Origin of the sequence: Rhodoferax potami (assembly GCF_032193805.1) — a bacterium.
In the GTDB taxonomy this organism is placed as follows: Bacteria; Pseudomonadota; Gammaproteobacteria; order Burkholderiales; family Burkholderiaceae_C; genus Allorhodoferax; species Allorhodoferax potami_A.
Genome location: NZ_JAVBIK010000001.1, coordinates 1,607,842 through 1,626,960, shown reverse-complemented (window position 1 = coordinate 1,626,960; position 19,119 = coordinate 1,607,842). Strand labels below are relative to the sequence as shown.

Here is a 19,119-nt window from a genome sequence, read left to right as displayed (position 1 = left end):
AAACCCATCTTCGTGAACTTAACTATGACTATGAGCCCAACATCCGCCATTGTCGGTGTGGACTGGGGAACCACCCACCGCCGCACCTATGTGATCCGACCGACGGGGGAGTGCATCCGGGAGTCCAGCGATGGCGATGGCGCGCTGGCCTGCAAAGGGCGCTTCCCGGAGGCGCTCACCGGCGCGCTGACCAGCGTGCAGGCGACCCCGTCTTTGGTGATCGCCTCCGGAATGGTGGGGAGTGCGCTCGGGTGGCATGAAGTGCCGTATATCGATGCGTCTGTGCCCTTGCAGGACTTGGGGCGCCATGTGTTCAGGGTCCCAGATGCTCCGGGAGACGCGCCCGTGGTGCTGGTCCCCGGCTATTGCATTCGCAACTCCGCAGGTGTGCCGGATGTCATGCGCGGCGAGGAAACCCAACTCTTGGGCGCCTGGGCTTTGGGCCATGTGTCTGGTTGGTTCGTGCTACCTGGCACGCACAGTAAATGGGTGTTACTGCAAGATGGCGTGGTGCGCAAACTGCGCACCTACATGACCGGCGAACTCTATGACCTGTTGCGTAAGCACGGCACACTGGCCGCAGCTGCGGGCGGCCAGGCTACATGGGACGATGCTGCTTTTGCAGCCGGGGTGGATGCGGCCGGACACCATGCGCTGAGCCATGTGCTGTTTGGCACCCGGGCCCGTGTGGTCAGCAAAGACATGGCGCCGCAAGCCAGCGCCTCCTATTTAAGCGGCCTCCTGATCGGTGCGGAACTCAAAGATGTACTCGGGGCGGAAGCCGGCGAGGTCCCCACTTTTCAGTTGATCGGCTCGCCGCAGCTCGCAGAGCTCTACCAAAAGGCGGCACAGCGCCTGGACTGCCGTTTTGACATTCTGGATGCCCGCCAAGCCTTTCTGGCTGCCGTGCAACACATTCATTCCCATTGGAGCGCTTGATGAGTTCTGTTTTCCCATTGTTGGCGCAAGCCCGCCACATGCCTTTGATTGCCATTTTGCGTGGGCTCACGCCCGAAGAGGCTTTGGATATCGGCCAGGCCTTGTACCAAGCAGGCTTCCGGAGCCTCGAAGTGCCCTTGAATCGCCCCGGCGCTATCGAATGTATAGCAGCTCTCGCAGCTGGATTGCCGGCTGATGCCCTTATTGGCGGTGGAACCATGCTCACGGTTGCGCATGTGGACGCGGTGCATGCGGCCGGCGGCCGCTTGATGGTCTCTCCCAACTGCGATCCGGCGGTGATCCGCCGTGCGGTGGAGTTGGGCATGCTGGCGTCCCCCGGTGTGGCAACACCGACCGAAGCTTTTGCCGCCTTGGCCGCTGGCGCGCATGCCCTCAAGTTGTTCCCCGCGGAGTCGCTCGGGCACGGCGGCTTGAAGGCGCTCAAATCCGTGGTTCCCGCTGGGACCGATCTTTGGCCGGTGGGCGGCATCACCCCCGAGAGCATCGGACCATGGGTTAAAGCCGGCGCCACCGGCTTCGGCATCGGCAGCCAGTTGTTTGCGCCGGGCGTCACAGCGGCGCAAGTCCACGAGCGTGCCAGTGCCTATGTGCAGGCCTGGCAGGCTGCTACGGCCTAGTCTTCGCTGCCAGAGCCCTGCTTGAGCAGCAGGGCGCGCTCGTACAGTGCGTTGCGCGGTTCGCCGGTGATATCTGCTGCCAGCTTCACCGCCGATTTGAGTGGCAGTTGCTCCAGCAGCAAACTCAAGACGCGGTCATCCGCCGTGCTGGCGGCTGCAGCCGCAGGGTGAATGACCAGCGCGAACTCGCCTCGCAAGCGGTTGGCATCTGCGGCCAACCAAGCGCTGAACTCGCTCGCATCCACGATGGCCACCTCTTCAAACTGCTTGGTCAGTTCCCGGCCTACCGTGACTTTGCGCGAGCCCAAGGGCGCAAGCGCCTTGGCCAGTGCCTCCAGCCGGTGCGGCGCCTCCAGCAGCACCACCGCGTCGGGCTGCGCAGCTATCGCCGCGACCTCGTTGGCGCGCTCTGTGGCTTTGGAGGACAAAAAACCCCGGAACACAAAACCGCCATGGCCCTCGCCCGCGGCGACCAGTCCGGCCACAGAAATAGCGGTCACCACGCTGCTTGCCCCCGGCAGCGGAACAGCGCGTAAACCTTGCGCCCGCACTTGCGCCACCAGCCTTGCCCCGGGGTCGCTCACACCGGGTGTGCCGGCGTCGCTCACATAGGCGACACGTTGGCCTTCCCGCAGGCGGGCGATCACGGTCTGTGCAGCCTCGGTCTCGTTGTGCTGGTGCACGGCCAGCAGGGCCGAGCCCGCTTTGTCGATGCCGTAGGCGCGCAGCATCTGCTGGGTGTGGCGTGTGTCTTCACAGGCAATGCAATCGGCAAGTCCTAGTACATGCAGGGCACGCAGGGTGATGTCGGCCAGGTTGCCGATGGGCGTGGCGACGACATACAAGCAGCCTTGCGGATAATGCTGCGCACCGGCCGCATCTTTGGCGGCTTGGATGGCTGAAGAAAAAGACGCACTCGTACTGGGCTTACTTCCATCACGACCCGCTTCCCGCACGACCAAACAAGTGGGCGATGCGGCGGAGGAGCGGGCGTCGGGTTTTTTGCAAGCCAAGGGGCTGCAATTCGTTGCCCGCAATTATCGGACCCCCGGGCGGGGCGGTGGCGAGATCGACCTGATCATGCGTGACCGCGACGGCACCCTGGTGTTTGTCGAGGTGCGCAAACGCAGCCGCACCGACCATGGAGGGGCCGCTGCCAGCGTGGGGCATGTCAAACAGCGCCGCATCATCTTTGCCGCAAGGCATTACTTGCTGCAGTTGCGCACCGTTCCTTCGTGTCGGTTTGATGTGGTGGTGATGGACGGCGACGCGGTCGAGTGGTTGCGCGCCGCCTTCGATGCATCCTGATCGCCCTGACAAGGCTCAGACATCAGGGTTTATACGCTGCGCGGTATCATGCCGCCCATGCTGGAACAACGTATACAACAACACTTTATCGACAGTGCCGACCTCAAATACCAGGCTGCCCAGACACTGAGCAAACCGATTGCAGATGCGGTGCAAGCCATGCTGGCGTGTGTGACCAGTGGCGGCAAAGTATTGGCCTGCGGCAACGGGGGCTCGGCGGCGGATGCCCAGCACTTCGCGGCAGAGTTTGTCGGGCGGTTCGAGCGCGAACGGCCAGAGCTGGGCGCGATTGCGCTCACCACCGACAGTTCCATCATGACGGCGATCGCTAACGACTATGACTTCAATGTCATTTTCTCGCGCCAGGTGCGCGCGCTGGGTGCCCCCGGCGATGTGTTGTTGGCCATCTCGACCAGCGGCAACTCTGCCAATGTGCTGGCTGCGATTGAAGCCGCCCATGAGCGTGAAATGGTGGTGGTCGGGCTGACCGGCAAATCCGGCGGCAAGATGGCGCAACTATTGCGCGATACCGATGTCCATATCTGCGTGCCGCACGACCGGACGGCCCGCATCCAAGAAGTCCACATCCTCACACTGCATTGCATCTGTGATGCGGTGGATGCCCAATTACTCGGTGAACAGGAACCCTAAACATGAAACAACTTCTTCAACGCCTAGCCCTCGGCACCTTGGTGGCTGTCAGCCTGAGCGGCTGCTTCCCTCTCGTGGTGGGCGGCGCCTTTGTCGGTACCGGTTTGGTGGCGACCGATCGCCGCACCTCCGGCAGCTTGGTGGAAGACGAGGGCATTGAGCTCCGCGCTGCCAGCCGCATTCGCGAAAACTTGGGCGAGCGGGTGCACGTGAATGTGACCAGCTACAACCGCCAGGTGCTGCTGACCGGTGAAGTGCCGAACTTGCAGGACAAACAGCTGATCGAAAAGATCGTGGCCGGCGTGGACAACGTCCGCAACATCGTCAACGAGCTTGAGGTGATGGGCAATACCACCCTGACTCAGCGCTCCTCGGACACCCTAGTGACCGGCCGTGCCAAGGCCGCGTTGGTGGACGCCAAAGATTTGTTTGCCAGCGCCTTCAAGTTGACCACTGAGCGCGGCACCGTCTATGTGATGGGCCGTGTGACGGCGCGTGAAGCCAAGCGCGCAACCGACATCATCAGTGGCGTGAGCGGCGTCGCGCGTGTAGTGCGGATTCTGGAAATCATTTCCGAAGAAGAGCTGGCGCGCACCCTGCCGCAGCCGGCGGAGCCCGCCAAGAAGTAAGCGGTTCGCTCTGCCCAGTCAAAAGGCCTGCAATTGCAGGCCTTTTTTTATGGGGGCGGCGCCTTATTTGAGGCGCTTGATCAGGCTACTGGTATCCCAGCGATTGCCACCCATGACTTGCACGTCGGCATAAAACTGGTCCACCAGCGCGGTCACCGGCAAGCGTGCGCCATTGCGCTTGGCTTCGTCCAGTACCAGGCCCAGGTCTTTGCGCATCCAGTCCACGGCGAAACCAAACTCAAATTGGTCCGCGACCATGGTTTTGCCCCGGTTGTCGAGTTGCCAGCTCTGGGCGGCCCCTTTGCCGATGACGTCCAGCACCTGGTTCATGTCCAGCCCGGCGCGCTGGCCAAAGGCCACAGCTTCGGACAGGCCCTGCACCAAGCCGGCAATGCAAATCTGGTTCACCATTTTGGCCAGCTGGCCGGAGCCGCTCTCGCCCAGCAAGGTGAATGCGCGGGAAAACGCCATGGCCGCCGGCTTGACCGCCTCAAACGCGGTGGCATCGCCCCCGCACATCACGGTCAACATGCCATTCTGTGCGCCGGCTTGGCCGCCGGACACGGGCGCATCGATGAATTGCAGTCCCCGCGCCACCGCCGCAGCGCTCAGCTCCCGGGCAATGTCCGCCGAGGCGGTGGTGTGGTCCACAAAAATCGCCCCGGGCTTCATGCCGGCAAAGGCGCCGTCGGCCCCCAGCGTTACGCTGCGCAAATCCGCATCGTTACCCACGCAGCAAAACACGATGTCCGCTGCCAGCACTGCCTCACGGGGCGTCGGTGCGTGGGAATGTGTGCCCAATTGGCTGCTAGCGCTCTTGAATTCTTCGCACCATGCTACTGATTTGCTAGCAGTGCGGTTGTAGACCGTGACCTGGTGGCCAGCGCGCGCCAGGTGGCCTGCCATGGGGTAGCCCATGACGCCCAGGCCCAGAAAGGCGACAGAGTAAGCGGGCGAGGGTTCGTAGGTTTTGTCGTTGATATTGGGCATGGATGTGAGGATTCAGTGGATCGAATGGGCCATTTTGCGCCGGGTCACATTCACAGGATGGCGAAGTTTTCAGTGCCTGCGGAGAGGTCGGTCGACTTGCCGCGTTGGCTGTTGAGCTTGATCTGCAGGCGTAGGTCGTTGAGCGAGTCGGCATTGCGCAGCGCATCCTCGTAAGTGATGACGTTGCCCTCGTACAGGTCGAACAGCGCCTGGTCGAAGGTTTGCATGCCGGCTTGGCGGCTCTTCTTCATGATCTCTTTGATCTCGGAGATATCGCCCTTGAAAATCAGGTCCGAGATCAGCGGTGAATTGATCAGCACCTCGACCGCGGCAATACGGCCTTTGCCATCCTGTTTGGGGATCAGGCGTTGCGATACCAGCGAGCGCAGGTTCAGCGACAGATCCATCAGCAGCTGGCTGCGCCGCTCTTCAGGGAAGAAGTTGATCACGCGGTCCAGCGCCTGGTTGGCACTGTTGGCGTGCAAAGTAGCCAAACAGAGGTGACCGGTTTCAGAAAATGCAATCGCGTGCTCCATGGTTTCGCGGTCGCGGATTTCGCCCATCAGGATCACATCCGGCGCCTGGCGCAGGGTGTTTTTCAAGGCGGCTTCCCAGCTGTCGGTGTCCAGCCCGACTTCGCGCTGGGTCACCACACAGTTTTTGTGGGCGTGCACAAACTCCACCGGGTCTTCGATGGTGATGATGTGGCCGTGGGAATTTTCATTGCGCCAATCGACCATGGCCGCCAGCGTTGTCGACTTGCCGGAGCCCGTGGCTCCCACCAGAATGCACAAGCCGCGCTTGGCCTGCACGATGTCTTTGAGCACCTGCGGAACACCCAGTCCGTCAATCGTGGGCAGCACCTGCGGAATCACCCGAAGCACCATGCCCACTTTGCCTTGCTGGATAAACGCATTCACCCGAAAACGGCCGATGGCAGCCGGCGCAATCGCAAAATTGCTCTCCTTGGTGCGCTCGAACTCGGCGATCTGCTTGTCGTTCATGATGGAGCGCGCCAGCGCCATGGTGTGCGCTGCGTTCAGTGGCTGCGGCGACACCTTGGTGACCTTGCCGTCTACCTTGATGGCGGGCGGAAACTCGGCGGTGATGAACAAGTCGCTGCCATTGCGGCTGACCATCAGCTTGAGCAGGTCGTTGATAAATTTCGTGGCTTGATCGCGTTCCATCAGAACACCTACCTTTCTGTCTAGCCTGGGAAGTTCTCAGGAATCTTGGCTTTGGAGCGCGCTTCCGCCGCGCTGATCACATTGCGCTTGACCAGCTCGGTGAGGTTCTGGTCCAGGGTCTGCATACCGACGCTGTTGCCGGTCTGGATGGCGGAATACATCTGCGCCACCTTGGCCTCGCGGATCAGGTTGCGAATCGCGCTGGTGCCCAGCATGATTTCGTGGGCTGCCACGCGGCCCTGGCCGTCTTTGGTTTTGCACAGCGTTTGCGAAATCACCGCCTGCAGCGACTCAGACAACATGGCGCGCACCATTTCTTTTTCTTCCGCCGGGAACACGTCAATGATCCGGTCAATGGTTTTGGCAGCGCTCGAGGTGTGCAGGGTGCCGAACACCAAGTGGCCGGTTTCTGCGGCTGTCATGGCCAGGCGGATGGTTTCCAGGTCGCGCATTTCGCCCACCAGAATCGCGTCCGGGTCTTCCCGCAGTGCAGACTTCAGGGCGGCGGCAAAACTCAGGGTGTGGGGGCCGACTTCGCGCTGGTTCACTAGGCACTTCTTGGATTCGTGCACGAATTCGATCGGGTCTTCCACCGTCAGGATGTGGCCGAACTCGGTTTCGTTCAAGAAGTTCACCATCGCTGCCAAGGTGGTGGATTTGCCGGAGCCGGTGGGGCCGGTCACCAACACCAAGCCGCGGGGCTTCAGGGCCAGGTCGGCAAAAATGCGGGGGGCGTTGAGCTGCTCCAGCGACAAAATCTTGCTCGGAATCGTCCGGAACACGGCGCCCGCGCCGCGGTTGTGGTTGAAGGCGTTGACGCGAAAGCGGGCCAGGCCATCGATCTCGAAGGAGAAGTCGATCTCCAGAAACTCCTCATACATCTTGCGCTGGGTGTCGTTCATGATGTCGTACACCATGGCGTGCACCTGTTTGTGGTCCAGGGGTTCGACGTTGATGCGGCGCACATCGCCGTGCACCCGGATCATGGGCGGCAGGCCTGCCGAGAGGTGCAAGTCAGACGCTTTGTTTTTGACGCTAAATGCGAGCAGCTGGGTAATGTCCACGGAGTCCTCTTTCGGCGAATGGCAGGTTTGTTACGCTCGAGAGATTATGACGATGATTGCCGACAATCTCCACGCTGTTACAGAGCGTATCGCGCAGGCTTGCGCAACTACCGGACGGGCCACGAGCAGCGTGCAATTACTGGCCGTTTCCAAGACCTTCGGGCCTGACGCGGTGCAGCAGGCTTTTGACGCCGGGCAGCGCGCTTTCGGCGAAAACTACATCCAGGAAGCGGTCGACAAAATCACGGCGCTCAGCGCCCTGCCGATCGAGTGGCACTGTATCGGCCCCATCCAGAGCAACAAGACCCGGTTGGTGGCGGAGCACTTTCAGTGGGTGCACACCGTGGACCGGCTCAAAATCGCCCAGCGCCTGAGCGATCAGCGCCCCGCCCATTTGCCGCCCTTGCAGGTCTGTATTCAGGTGAATGTGGACGGCGGGCCGACCAAGTCCGGCGTGCTCCCGGCGGAGGCCGCGGCGCTGGCGCTGGCGGTCCGGGCGCTGCCACGGCTGCAGCTGCGGGGCATCATGTGCATCCCGGAGCCTGCTCCTGATTTTGTAGCTGCGCGCGCAGTATTTATGAGCGCTAAGGCCGTATTTAATGCCATAGTGGAGCAGGGCGTGCCGCTGGACACGCTCTCCATGGGCATGAGTGGTGATCTCGATGCCGCCATTGCCGGCGGCAGCACCATGGTGCGGGTGGGCAGCGCCATCTTCGGCGCCCGCCACTACCCGGGTGTTGCTTAAACCCGGACCTTGCCGTCGCCGGTGAGCATGGACATTTCGACGAAGGTCGAGGCCACGTGATCTGTTTTGGAGAAGTTCACATTGAACCCACCCATCGACATGTTGTTGATGCTCTCCAGCGCAGCCATCAGGCCATCGGCGCCGCCTTTGCCGCCACTGCGGCGTAGCCCCTCCGCCAGCACTTTGGCGGCGATATAGCCTTCCATGCTGGAGTAGTTGCTTTGCACCGCGCCATTGGATCGGCGCACCGCGTCCGCAAACTCCCGGGAGATGGCTTTGCCGGGGCTGTAAGGCGACGGCACCACCTGGGACACCACCACGCCGGCTCCGAATTTGCCCAGCTCGTCGGCCAGCGCTTGGGTGCCCACGAAGGACACGTTGTAAAACCCGCCGCCGTACCCCGCCTTGCGGGCGGCACGGATATAGGCCGCGCACGAGGTGTAAGCGCTGATCTGGACCACAGCCTCGGGGCTGGCTGCGTTGATGGTTTCAACCGCCTTGGCCACGTCGACCGAGTTGCGCTCTACTGTTGCAATGGCGACCGGCTTGAGGTTGTGTTTGGCCAAGGCCAATTGCACCCCATCGAGGCCCGCTTTGCCGTAGGCGTCGTTCTGGTACATGACCGCGACTTTGGTGAGGCCCACATTGCGCAGTTGGTTCACGATGAGCGCGGTTTCGTCGTTGTACGACGCGCGCACGTGAAAGGCGTAGCGGTTGAAGGGCGTGCGCAACGCCATGGCGCCGGTGAACGGTGCGATAAATGGGACCTTGGCTTTGGTGGCTAGCGGCAGTGCGACTACGCTGGTTGGGGTGCCCACGTAGGCGAACAAGGCGCTGACATCCTCTTCGAGCAGTTTGCGGGTGTTTTCTTCGCAACGGGCGGGCTCGTAGGCGTCATCGAGTTTGCGGATTTCCACCGAGCGCCCGCCTATGCCACCTTGGGCATTGAGCTGGTCGAAAAAGAGTTTGGCGCCGGCGTGTAGCTGGATACCCAACTGCGCGGCCGGGCCGCTGAAGGCGGCGGACTGCCCGATGATGATTTTCTCGGACTGTGCGTGGACAGCCGGAAAACCTGCCAGGGCGCTGGCCCCGGCCGCTAGAGAGAATTGGCGACGATTGATCATCGCCCCATTTTCCTTGAAAGCAGCCGTTTTGGGTGTCGCTTATTACAGCTTGAGCTGATTTGTGTTTTTGACCTCTTCCATGACCGCGTAGGTCCGGGTCTCGCGCACGCCGGGCAATTGCCACAGGACGGTGCCTGCAAAGTGGCGGTAGGCGGCCATATCGGCCATGCGGGTTTTGAGCAGGTAGTCGAACCCACCGGCCACCATGTGGCACTCCATGATCTCGCCATGCACTTGCACCGCGGCCTTGAAGGCCTCAAACACATTGGGTGTGGTGCGGTCGAGTAGCACCTCCACAAACACCATCATGCCGGCACCCAGTTTGAGTGGGTTCAGGCGTGCCTCGTAGCCGAGTATGTAACCCTCTTTGCTGAGTTTTTGGACGCGGGCCAGCACGGCGGTGGGGGAGAGCCCCACCGTCTCTGCCAGCTTCAGGTTCGCAATGCGCCCGTCGGCTTGCAGGCAGCTCAGGATGCGCAGGTCGATGCGGTCGAGTTCGATGTGTTCGTTCACACCGTGAGCTTACTTCAGCTTGCATAGGTGGGGCTTCTTCTGCCAAGCGGGCAGCTCACGGCTCCAAAGGTTTGGGCCATGGTGGCTGCGGTTTGCTCCTTGCTCTTTGCTTTCTCCCTCTTCAAGTGGGTTCGCCGATGCCGATCAGAGGTCTGTGCTACGAATGGAAACTATTTTGATGCGGGTGTTGTGGCCTCATTCATGCAGCCTGCCTACACTCGGTACCCATCAAAAAACAAATGGGAGGAATAAGCAGTGCTTTTCACTAAAGAGTCATGGCGCCGTGGCGCTTTTGCAGTGGCGATGGCCATGGGGCTGGCAGCCTTGCCGGTTGTGGCAAGTGCGGAACAAGGGGCCGACCACCCCGAAGTTGCCCGCTTTCCCGGCGCCCGCATCAACAACTACGACTACAAGGAATACGAAGAATTCCAGCTCATCCTCGCCAAACCCCAGCGCGCCCCGGGTGGCGCGTTTACTGCAGCCAAGTTGATGCCTTTGGAAGGCAAAGTTACCTATATCCACTATGAAATGCCCAAGTCGGTCTCGCCGCTGCAGGTGTTTCGCAACTACCAGTCGTCCCTGCGCCGCAGTGGCTTTAGCGACCTGTTCACCTGTGATCGCCCTTGCACCACTGAGAATTTGAGCAATTTCCAAAGCTTGATGAAGGCGCGCCAGCTCTACCTGAACTACAGCACCGACAACCAGTACCTGGCTGCCCAGCGCAATAACACCTATGTGTCGCTCTGGGTGAACGAGGGTGGCGCCTTTTTGTTTGTGGTGGAAAAGGAGAAGCTGGATGACGGCCTGATGGCCGTGACCGGCGAGGGCCCGATCGCCAAAGCGCTGGGCACAGACGGCAAGGTGGATTTGTATGGCTTTCAGTTCGACACCGGCAAAGCGGTGCTGCGCGATGGCTCCAAACCGACCTTGCAAGAGCTGGGCAGGGTGCTGCAAGACAACCCGGGCCTGAATGTAGAAGTGGTGGGCCACACCGACGATGTGGGCGGTGCTGACGGGAACCAGCGCCTATCAGAGGCGCGCGCTGCGGCGGTGGCCGAGGCGCTTAACCGCAGTTACGGCATTGCCGCGCCGCGCCTCAAAACCCGTGGCATGGGCCAAACAGTGCCGCTGGCCGCCAATACCACTGAGGCCGGCCGCGCCCAGAACCGCCGGGTCGAGATCATTGCGCAGTTGCCTGCAACCCCCGTGGTGGCCCCAGCTACCCGCCCGGCGCCTGCCGCACCAGCGCAAACTGCCAACACGACTGCGCAACAACCCGCACCGGCCCCCGCGCAGGAAGCACCTAAAACCCGCAACCTGATGGACGACGCCAACAAGGCGATGGAAGCAGCCGGCAAGCTCAAGAACCTGTTCGGACTCTGATTCTTCTGCCCTGTAGTGAAAATCCAGTCTGTGGGCCGGCTTTTTGCATGGTTGGTAGAGAAATTCACTATTTATTCAAATAAATAAAGAGAAAAACTCAGGCTAATCTTCTGAAAAATAGCGACAAATCATTTCGTTGCCTTGTGCAGGAGTCGCTATGTCCCAGTCTGCCCGTTCTACCGCGTTCACCCCCGTCCCGCCCCGTTTGCCCACGCCCTATCGCGCGGAAGACCACATCGTCTCCCACCGTTTGCAGGTGTTGGAAGGCGCGCTCGACTGGGCCCATGCCGCCCGCTCCGCCGAGTCTTGGGTGCAAGCGGTGCGCGAGAACCCGCCGCCTTTTTGGGCGATGGAGAGTCTGCTCAAGGAATACCCCATCTCCAGCGCCGAGGGCCTGGCCCTGATGCGCTTGGCGGAGGCTTTGCTGCGCGTCCCGGATGCCGAAACCGCGATTGCGCTCACCACCGACCAACTGGGCCGTGCCGACTTTGAGGCCAGCGGCGACAAGGTCCTCTCCCGCCTGTCCAGCACCGCCATTGCCCTGTCCAAGCACTTTTTGCCGGACGCGCAGAACGAGCCCGGCATGATGGCCAAGCTCGGCGCCCGCACCGTGGTGGCCGCCATGCTGCGCGCGGTTCAGCTCTTGGGTCGCCAATTTGTGCTCGGCCAAACCATGCCGGAGGCGATGAAAGAGGCCGATGTGTCTCGCAAAAAAGCCAATGTGCGCTTCAGCTACGACATGCTCGGCGAAGGTGCCCGCACCGACAAGGATGCGCTGCGCTACCTCAAGAGTTATGCGAATGCTATTGAATTCATAGCTGCTCGCACAAACAAGACGAGCGCCCTGGCCGAAAACGATGGTATTTCTATCAAGCTCAGCGCCCTGTACCCGCGCTATGAAGACGCACATCGCCAGGCGGTGCTGGACGAGTTGGTGCCCCGCGTCTGGACGCTGTGCGAAGCCGCCGCTGCCGCCAACATCAACCTCACCATCGACGCCGAAGAGGTGGATCGCCTGGAGCTGTCGCTCGAAGTGTTTGAAGCCCTGCTGGTGCAAATGGCTGCGCACTGCCCGCAGTGGGCCGGACTGGGGCTGGCCATGCAGGCCTACCAGACCCGTGCGCTGGAGCTGATCGAGCACGTCACCGCGCTGGCTCGCAAATACCAAATCAAGCTGATGTGCCGCCTGGTCAAGGGCGCGTACTGGGATGCGGAGGTCAAGCGCGCCCAGGAGTTGGGGCTGCCGCACTACCCCGTGTTCACCCACAAGCACCACACCGATGTGTCCTACCTGGCCTGCGCCCGCGCGTTGCTGGCGGTGCCCGATGCCATTTACCCCCAGTTTGCCGGCCACAACGCCGGCACCATCGCCGCCATACTTCAAATGGGCGCCAAAACGGGCGCACCCTTTGAGCTGCAGCGCCTGCACGGTATGGGCGAGGGCATCTTCCGCGAGGTGCTCAAAAACCCGCTGGTGGCCTGCCGCGTCTACGCCCCGGTGGGTGCGCACAAAGATTTGCTGGCTTATCTGGTGCGCCGCCTGCTGGAGAATGGCGCCAACTCCAGCTTTGTGCACCAGCTCGCCGACGAATCGGTGGGCATGGGCGAGCTGCTGATTTCGCCTTTGCGCCTAGAGCCGCACCCCAGCCTGCCGCTGCCGGCCGACCTGTTCGGCAAGCACCCGGGCAGCCGCGCCAACAGCACCGGCCTGGACCTGACCGTGGCCGCCATGCGCGACCCACTGTTGGCCGCGTTGCAGACCGCCCCTGTGCCGGTGGTGCCGGAGTTTGATGTCAAAAACATCCCTGGCGCTTATGCAGCATGCGCGAGCAGCTATCAAAAGTGGAGCAAAGTGCCGGTGGAAGAGCGCGCTGCTACCTTACGCCGCGCTGCCGATGCACTGCAAACCGCTATGCCGCAGTTTTGCGCACTGTTAGTGAAAGAAGCCTTCAAGACCTGGGGCGACGCGGTCAGCGAAGTGCGCGAGGCGGTGGACTTCTTGCGCTATTACGCCGACGAGGCGCAGCGCATCATGCAGCCCATTGCTTGTCCCGTCGTTGCCAATGCACAGGCCGGCTACCAATACGGCGTGACTGGCGAGACCAACACCCTGCGCCTGACTGCGCGCGGCGTGTGGGTGTGCATCAGCCCCTGGAACTTCCCGCTGGCCATCTTCATGGGTCAGGTCGCTGCCGCACTGGCTACCGGCAACACCGTCATGGCCAAGCCCGCCGAGCAAACGCCCGGCGTGGCCAAAGCTGCGGTGGATTTGATGGTGGCAGCTGGTGTGCCAGCTGACGCGTTGCAGCTCTTGCACGGCGCCGGTGAAACCGTGGGTGCGGCGCTTGTAGCCCAGCCCGGCGTGGCCGGAGTGGTGTTCACCGGCTCCACCCAGGTGGCCAAAATCATCCAGCGCGCGCTGGCTGCGAAAGACGGGCCCATCGTCCCGCTGATTGCCGAAACCGGTGGCATCAACGCCATGCTGGTCGACAGCAGCGCGCTGCCCGAGCAGGTGGTGGACGCGGTGGTGATGAGCGCCTTCCGCTCCGCCGGCCAGCGCTGCTCCGCGCTGCGCCTGCTGGTGGTGCACAGCGCGATTGCCGATGGCGTGATCGAGATGCTGCAAGGCGCAGCCCAAGAGTTGCAGGTGGGTAACCCGGCCGACCTGACCACCGACCTCGGCCCGGTGATTGACCGCGAAGCGTTCGACAACATCCAGCGCCACATCACTCGCCTGAAAAATGAGTCAAAGGTGCTGGTCGGAGCGGGCGCGGCAACGCGTTTTGCGCAGGTCAAGGAGGAGCCCGCAACGCGGGCGGGGGACACGGAGCAAAACGCGTTGTCGCGTCCGCTCATAGCCAACCTGATCGCGCCCCACGCTTTTGAAGTGGAAAGCATTGCGCAAGTGAAGGCCGAAATCTTCGGCCCGGTGCTGCAAGTGGTGCGCTGGGACGGTAACCCGGAAGACGTGATCGCCCAGATCAACGCGCTGGGTTACGGCCTGACGCTGGGCATCCAGACCCGCATCGACAGCCGCGCCCAAGCGCTGGCCGCGCAGGCCCATGTGGGCAACATCTACATCAACCGCAACATGATCGGCGCGGTGGTGGGTGTGCAGCCTTTTGGCGGCGAAGGGTTGAGTGGCACCGGCCCCAAAGCCGGTGGCCCGCACTACTTGTACCGCTTCTGCGCGGAGCAAACCGTGACGGTGAACACCACCGCCGCGGGAGGCAATGCCGCTTTGTTGGCAGGCATGCACTGAACCGCTGCGGTGCTTGTGCACGGGCGCTCAGCGCCCGGTTTGCACTCAGGTACCGATCAAACCGCCGTCATTTTTGGTGATGACGATGGTGGCAGAGCGGGGGCGCGCATTGGCGCCTCCAGCGCCATAGCCGGCATTGCCCGGCCAGTGGCTCAAGTACTGGCTCGCGTCTGACACATTGGCTTTGGTGATGGTTTCGCCCGGGTGCTGGATATTCACAAACAGTGCCTTGCCATCGGGTGTTTCGCAGCAGCCGGTGATTTCGCAGTCCACGGGGCCGACCAGGAAGCGGCGCAGCGTATCCACTGTGGGCTTGACGCCCATGCGGGTTTGCACATCGACCTTGGTGTTGTCGGCCTTGGTGTAGCTCAGGGTCGGGGTGGTGCCGTCGCCCACTTGCCCCGGGCGGCCGATCAACATCATGCAGTTGGTGACATCGGTGTAGGCGCCGTCATCGGTCTGGATAAAGCACAGGCCGGATTTGGGGCTGAACCACAGGCCGTCAGGGCTGGAGAAGTCTTGGTCGGTCGACAGACCCGACAGGTTCACCAGCGCAGTGTCCGCATCGGCTTGCGCGCCGAACAGGTAGACATCCCAGCGGAAGCTTACTGCTGAGGGTTCGTCGCTGTCCTCGCGCATACGCAAGATGTGCCCGTTTACGTTTTGGGCAGAGCCCAGGGCGCCGCTGTTGAAAGAGTCTTGGTAGCTGCGAGGGTTGGCAGCATCCAATCCCTGCTGGCTGGAGGTGGGCTCCAGCTTACGGTTGGCGTTGTTGGTGAGTGTGTAGTAAATCTCGCCATTGATCGGGTTCACTGCGCACCATTCGGGGCGGTCCATGCGGGTAGCGCCCACCGCGTCAGCAGCCAGGCGGCTGTTCATGGCTACGTCGCCATTGTCGGCAAAGCTGTAGTTGGTTGCGCTTGCCAAAGTGGAGTTGGACATGCTCAGCTCAATCCACTGGCCTGAGCCGTCGGCGTTGAACTTGGCCACATACAGCTTGCCATTGTCGAGGTACTTGTCTCCGGTGTTCATGCGGTTGGCAGGAGTGGCGTCAGCTGCACTCCAGGTGGTGTTGGAGACGTATTTGTAAATGTACTCGCCGCGTGAGTCGTCGCCCATGTATACAGCGAGTGGTTTGCCCGCTGTAACTTTGCCGAACACGCCGCTCTCGTGGGCGAATCGACCCAGGGTCGTGCGCTTGCGGATAGCTGCCGTTTTGTCATAGGGGTCGATCTCCACCATGTAGCCGAAGGTGTTCATCTCATTGCGGTAGTCGTCGGTAGCAGCACCGGTACCTTGCGTGATGATCCAACGGGCGTACTTGTCGTCAGTGCCGGATGTTTCCCAGCCATGCCGACTGCTGGCACCTTGGGAGCGGCCGTAGCGGTTGAGCGAGATCACACTTTTGGCGGTGGCGCCACCGCGGGTGGTGTTGTCAGTTGCGCTGCGGGTGAAGTAACCCGACCAGTTCTCTTCGCCGGACAGGTAGGTGCCCCAGGGGGTATAGCCTGTGCCGCAATTGTTGATGGTGCCGCGGCAGTCGTTGCCGGTGTTTGAGAACTTGGTTTGCATCAGGGCGTTACCCCGGGCTACGCCTTTGATTTCCATCGGAGTCAGCGGCGTGATGCGGCGGTTGAAGGTGGAAGACTGCTGGTAGCTGAAAACTCCTGCAGTTTTGCGTACTTCCACGATCGATACGCCATGGGCGGGCACTTCCTTGTCGGTCTCCGAAGCGGGGCGTGGTCGGGCGCTGACGCCAGCGGCGTGCAGGAATTGGTCAGTGATGGCTTCATGGTTCATCACGAGCAGGCCGCGGTCGCTGCTGCTCGCGTCTGCGGTGCCTGAGGTACTCAGGCCGAAATACTCCATGCCATCATGGTGATCGCCTGCGCGGTTGTCAAAGTCGGTGTCGGTGCCGTCGTTCAAATATGCGCTAGTAGCGGCCGTGAGTGGGTCACCCAATGCGTAGATGGTACGGGCGGTGTAACCCGTGGCGATAGTGACGGTGTCTAACTTGTTTTTTGCGACAGCGGTGAAGCCCAAAGTGGCTGCCTTCGCCACGGTTGCGGCCGGGGTCGATGCTGCGCTACCGCCTCCGCCGCAGGCAGACAGGCCCATAGAGCCAAGCACGGCTCCGCCTGCAGTGCTGAATGCAGCGCGGAACACACCACGGCGGCTCATGCGCGCATCGATGATGTCGTTGAGTGAAGGGTTGCTGCTGTTGTTGAGGTTGTCGTCGTCATGGCTCGCGGTGGCGAGCACGTCGGTACGGCTGTTGGATTGCATGTTGAAATTACGTAGGTTGTGCACGATTGCCGGCGCACTCTACGTAGGCGGTATGACAAGTGCATGACCCCTTGCCAGCAGGCAAGGTCAGCCCTGTTTCAATCGAGCGCGACTGTCACGCTCCGGCGCAGCAAGCTCCGCAGCTTGGCGGGCTGGATGGGTTTCTTCAAGAGCGTCAGGCCTGCGCGGTGGGCCTGGTATTTCACGTCTTCTTCCAGGTCGCCGGTGATCAGGCAGGCCGGGATGTCGGATTGCGCTGCGTCCCGCAATTCCAGAATCGCTTCGATGCCGGTCAGGTTGTCGCGCAAACGGTAGTCGCTGATGATGAAGTCAGGCCAGTTGCCGTTTGCAGCGGCTTCAAGCGCTTCTTGGCCGCTTTCAAACCAAGTAACGTCGCAGCCCCACGATTGCAGCAGGCCTTGCAGCGCCTCCCCACCCATTTGGTTGTCTTCAATCAGCCAAATGGCCGTGCCGTGAACATCATGGGCCACAGTTTGCTGAGCGACTGGGGGCTGCTCGGCCACAGCCGGACGCAAGGTCGTGCTATTCGCGGTGACAGAAAAACGGCTGCCGCAACCCAAGTTGGAGCGCAAGTTCAGCGTGTGGCCCAGCAGCCGGCACGCGCGATCTACCATGCTCAGCCCCAGACCGAGGCCTTTGGCGCGATCCCGCTCAGGGTTCTCGACCTGGAAAAACTCTTCAAACACCGTGGTGTGCAAGCTCCGGTCGATGCCGATGCCGCTGTCCCATACTTGGATACAAGCTTGCTGACCGCCGCCCGCGGGCCGGCAGCTGACCAGCACGGTTCCGCAGGGGGTGTATTCGATCGCATTGGCGATCAAATTCAGCAGCACTCGCTGCAAAAGCACTGGGTCGCTGATGATCCAGGTCGATGTGGGGCGTATCCGCAGGCGCAGGCCTTTGCTGTTGGCGGTTTCCGAGAACAGCACGCGCATTTGGTTGAACAGTGCATTCACATTGACCGGGCACAAGGGGCTGTCGGTGGAGTTGGCCTCCAGGCGTGAGTAGTCAAACAGCACATCCAGCAACTCTTGCAAGGCCTGTGCGGAGGCTTCGACGCCCTGCACCAGATCGGGGTAGCTCTCTGCGGTTTGTGTGTCATCCACCCGGCGCTTGTGCATTTGGCTCAAGCGGGCCACAAACATCCCCAGCGCATGCGCCGGTTGTCGCAAGTCGTGGCTTGCCGCTGCCAAAAAGCGGGACTTGGCCACATAGGCCGCTTCCACCCGGTCGTTGGCCAGACGCAGTTCCCGGTTGTGGGTTTCCGACTGTTGCAGCGCCCGGTTTTTGGTGCTCTCAAAAATCTGGGTCAACAAAAACAGCAGCAACACAAAGCCAAATAGGCTGCAGCTGAAAAAGACATGGGTGAGCTCGGTGTTGTAGTTGCGGGGCACCGGGATGCCGATCAGCGGCAGCAAGCCGAACACCGACACCGCCCCGAGCGTCATCAGGAGCCAAAACACCGTCCTGCTGGTGAATCCAAACAGCAGGGTGGCCGCGATCGGGGCGAGTGCTACCCACACGATCACCGGAGATTGCACCCCGCCCGTTTGTTGGATCACGGCACAGACGGCCAGAAAACAAATGGTGGTTTGGGTGGTGGCCAAGCGGTTGTAGGCGCTGTGGCTGTCGATGCTGCCGAGCCGCAGCTGGTTGAGCATCAGCAATAAGCCGTTGCCCAGCATGATCCACACGCCCGTGAAAAAGCCCATCAGCCAGTTGAACCCGGCATACAGGCAACAGGCCAGTGCCACTGCGGAGCCGAAATAGCTCAGCAACTGGACCCGCTCCGGGTCTAGCATCGGGGTTTGCGTTTGGCTCACGCGGGGTCTGAACCTATGAAGTCTGGCACATGGGGTTTGCCGTCCAGTACCTGGCGCACCGCCTCGCGAATGGCGCGCAGTCCGCTGGATTTGGGGCAATAGCCGTTGGCACCCGCTTGAATGGCTGCATGGTAGTCGGCCGGGTTTTCAGAACCAGCGACTACCAGCACGGGCAAGTCCGTTTGCATCTGGCGAATCTGGCGGATGGTCGGTAGGCCGCCCAATGGCTGCATTTCCAGATCGATCAGCACCGCTTTGATGCGCGGATACCGCTCCAAGAGCTCCAGTCCGTGGGCCCCGTCAGTCGCTTCGAGCACCTCAACCCCGGGTTGGAGTTGCCGCAAAGCTGCGACCAAGCCTTGGCGCACGATCGGATGATCATCTATGACGAGCAATTGCATCCACAGAGTGTAGTCTCTTGTTTTTGGCCTGATTGTTCCCGCGCAAAAGCCAAGCGGTTACAAAATGTGTATCGCGTGCCGAGTGAACAGACCGTCTCAGGCGGGGATGTGTGCCGGATTCCTAGTGCTTTTCGCCATTGGCAAAAGCTCACAAT

17 protein-coding genes are annotated in these 19,119 nt (G+C 61.5%); 8 read left to right on the top strand and 9 right to left on the bottom strand.

What is annotated here, in order from left to right; translation table 11 throughout:
• Positions 1-30: 30 nt before the first annotated feature.
• A complete protein-coding gene (locus RAE19_RS07720; RefSeq protein WP_313874345.1) occupies positions 31-939 on the top strand; it encodes a 2-dehydro-3-deoxygalactonokinase in 909 nt (302 codons plus the stop codon).
• Positions 939-1,577: a 2-dehydro-3-deoxy-6-phosphogalactonate aldolase gene (locus RAE19_RS07715; protein ID WP_313874344.1), complete on the top strand. Its 639-nt coding sequence runs from the start codon at positions 939-941 to the stop codon at positions 1,575-1,577. The genes RAE19_RS07720 and RAE19_RS07715 overlap by 1 nt, the downstream gene beginning before the upstream one ends.
• Here RAE19_RS07715 and rsmI read toward each other — a convergent pair.
• On the bottom strand, positions 1,574-2,473 hold the full coding sequence (gene rsmI, locus RAE19_RS07710; protein ID WP_313876197.1) for a 16S rRNA (cytidine(1402)-2'-O)-methyltransferase: 900 nt from the start codon (positions 2,471-2,473) through the stop codon (positions 1,574-1,576). The two genes, RAE19_RS07715 and rsmI, sit on opposite strands and share 4 nt — an antisense overlap.
• Between rsmI and RAE19_RS07705 the strand changes: the two genes are divergently transcribed.
• Genes RAE19_RS07705 through RAE19_RS07695 form a run of 3 tightly spaced genes read left to right on the top strand, consistent with a single transcriptional unit; the run spans position 2,472 to position 4,165 of the window.
• Positions 2,472-2,885 (top strand): YraN family protein, encoded by a 414-nt coding sequence (locus tag RAE19_RS07705; RefSeq protein ID WP_313874343.1) that lies wholly within the window; start codon positions 2,472-2,474, stop codon positions 2,883-2,885. The two genes, rsmI and RAE19_RS07705, sit on opposite strands and share 2 nt — an antisense overlap.
• Before the next feature lie 57 nt (positions 2,886-2,942).
• Positions 2,943-3,536, top strand: coding sequence for a phosphoheptose isomerase (locus RAE19_RS07700; protein WP_313874342.1), 594 nt, complete (start codon positions 2,943-2,945; stop codon positions 3,534-3,536).
• A gap of 2 nt (positions 3,537-3,538) precedes the next feature.
• Positions 3,539-4,165, top strand: coding sequence for a BON domain-containing protein (locus RAE19_RS07695; protein WP_313874341.1), 627 nt, complete (start codon positions 3,539-3,541; stop codon positions 4,163-4,165).
• Between the two features lie 63 nt (positions 4,166-4,228).
• Here the strand turns inward: RAE19_RS07695 and RAE19_RS07690 are convergent, their stop codons facing one another.
• From RAE19_RS07690 to RAE19_RS07680, 3 genes are read right to left on the bottom strand one after another with little or no spacing between them, the layout of a single operon-like run.
• Positions 4,229-5,155, bottom strand: a complete 927-nt coding sequence (locus tag RAE19_RS07690; RefSeq protein WP_313874340.1) for an NAD(P)-dependent oxidoreductase — start codon at positions 5,153-5,155, stop codon at positions 4,229-4,231.
• Between the two features lie 50 nt (positions 5,156-5,205).
• Complete coding sequence (locus RAE19_RS07685) at positions 5,206-6,342, bottom strand: PilT/PilU family type 4a pilus ATPase (protein ID WP_313874339.1); 1,137 nt, start codon at positions 6,340-6,342, stop codon at positions 5,206-5,208.
• A gap of 20 nt (positions 6,343-6,362) precedes the next feature.
• Entirely contained in the window at positions 6,363-7,406 is a 1,044-nt protein-coding gene (locus RAE19_RS07680; protein WP_313874338.1) for a type IV pilus twitching motility protein PilT, read from the bottom strand.
• Between the two features lie 46 nt (positions 7,407-7,452).
• On the opposite strand from RAE19_RS07680, the gene RAE19_RS07675 reads away from it, so the two are divergent.
• The gene (locus tag RAE19_RS07675) at positions 7,453-8,151 is read left to right on the top strand and encodes a YggS family pyridoxal phosphate-dependent enzyme (protein WP_313874337.1); all 699 of its coding nucleotides are present in this window, start codon (positions 7,453-7,455) and stop codon (positions 8,149-8,151) included.
• Here the strand turns inward: RAE19_RS07675 and RAE19_RS07670 are convergent.
• A complete protein-coding gene (locus RAE19_RS07670) occupies positions 8,148-9,275 on the bottom strand; it encodes an ABC transporter substrate-binding protein (RefSeq protein ID WP_313874336.1) in 1,128 nt (375 codons plus the stop codon). The two genes, RAE19_RS07675 and RAE19_RS07670, sit on opposite strands and share 4 nt — an antisense overlap.
• Positions 9,276-9,317: 42 nt before the next feature.
• A complete protein-coding gene (locus tag RAE19_RS07665; RefSeq protein WP_313874335.1) occupies positions 9,318-9,788 on the bottom strand; it encodes an Lrp/AsnC ligand binding domain-containing protein in 471 nt (156 codons plus the stop codon).
• A gap of 255 nt (positions 9,789-10,043) precedes the next feature.
• Between RAE19_RS07665 and RAE19_RS07660 the strand changes: the two genes are divergently transcribed.
• Together RAE19_RS07660 and RAE19_RS07655 are read left to right on the top strand one after the other, a co-directional pair.
• A complete protein-coding gene (locus RAE19_RS07660; RefSeq protein ID WP_313874334.1) occupies positions 10,044-11,171 on the top strand; it encodes an OmpA family protein in 1,128 nt (375 codons plus the stop codon).
• Between the two features lie 157 nt (positions 11,172-11,328).
• Complete coding sequence (locus RAE19_RS07655; protein ID WP_313874333.1) at positions 11,329-14,433, top strand: L-glutamate gamma-semialdehyde dehydrogenase; 3,105 nt, start codon at positions 11,329-11,331, stop codon at positions 14,431-14,433.
• Between the two features lie 45 nt (positions 14,434-14,478).
• On the opposite strand, the gene RAE19_RS07650 is transcribed toward RAE19_RS07655, so the two are convergent.
• From RAE19_RS07650 to RAE19_RS07640, 3 genes are all read right to left on the bottom strand, one after another.
• Positions 14,479-16,719, bottom strand: coding sequence for a PhoX family protein (locus tag RAE19_RS07650; protein ID WP_313874332.1), 2,241 nt, complete (start codon positions 16,717-16,719; stop codon positions 14,479-14,481).
• A 98-nt stretch (positions 16,720-16,817) separates the two neighbouring features.
• Positions 16,818-18,563, bottom strand: coding sequence for an ATP-binding response regulator (locus tag RAE19_RS07645; protein ID WP_313874331.1), 1,746 nt, complete (start codon positions 18,561-18,563; stop codon positions 16,818-16,820).
• On the bottom strand, positions 18,560-18,964 hold the full coding sequence (locus RAE19_RS07640) for a response regulator (protein WP_313874330.1): 405 nt from the start codon (positions 18,962-18,964) through the stop codon (positions 18,560-18,562). Before RAE19_RS07640 ends, RAE19_RS07645 begins: the two co-directional genes overlap by 4 nt.
• Positions 18,965-19,119 lie beyond the last annotated feature (155 nt).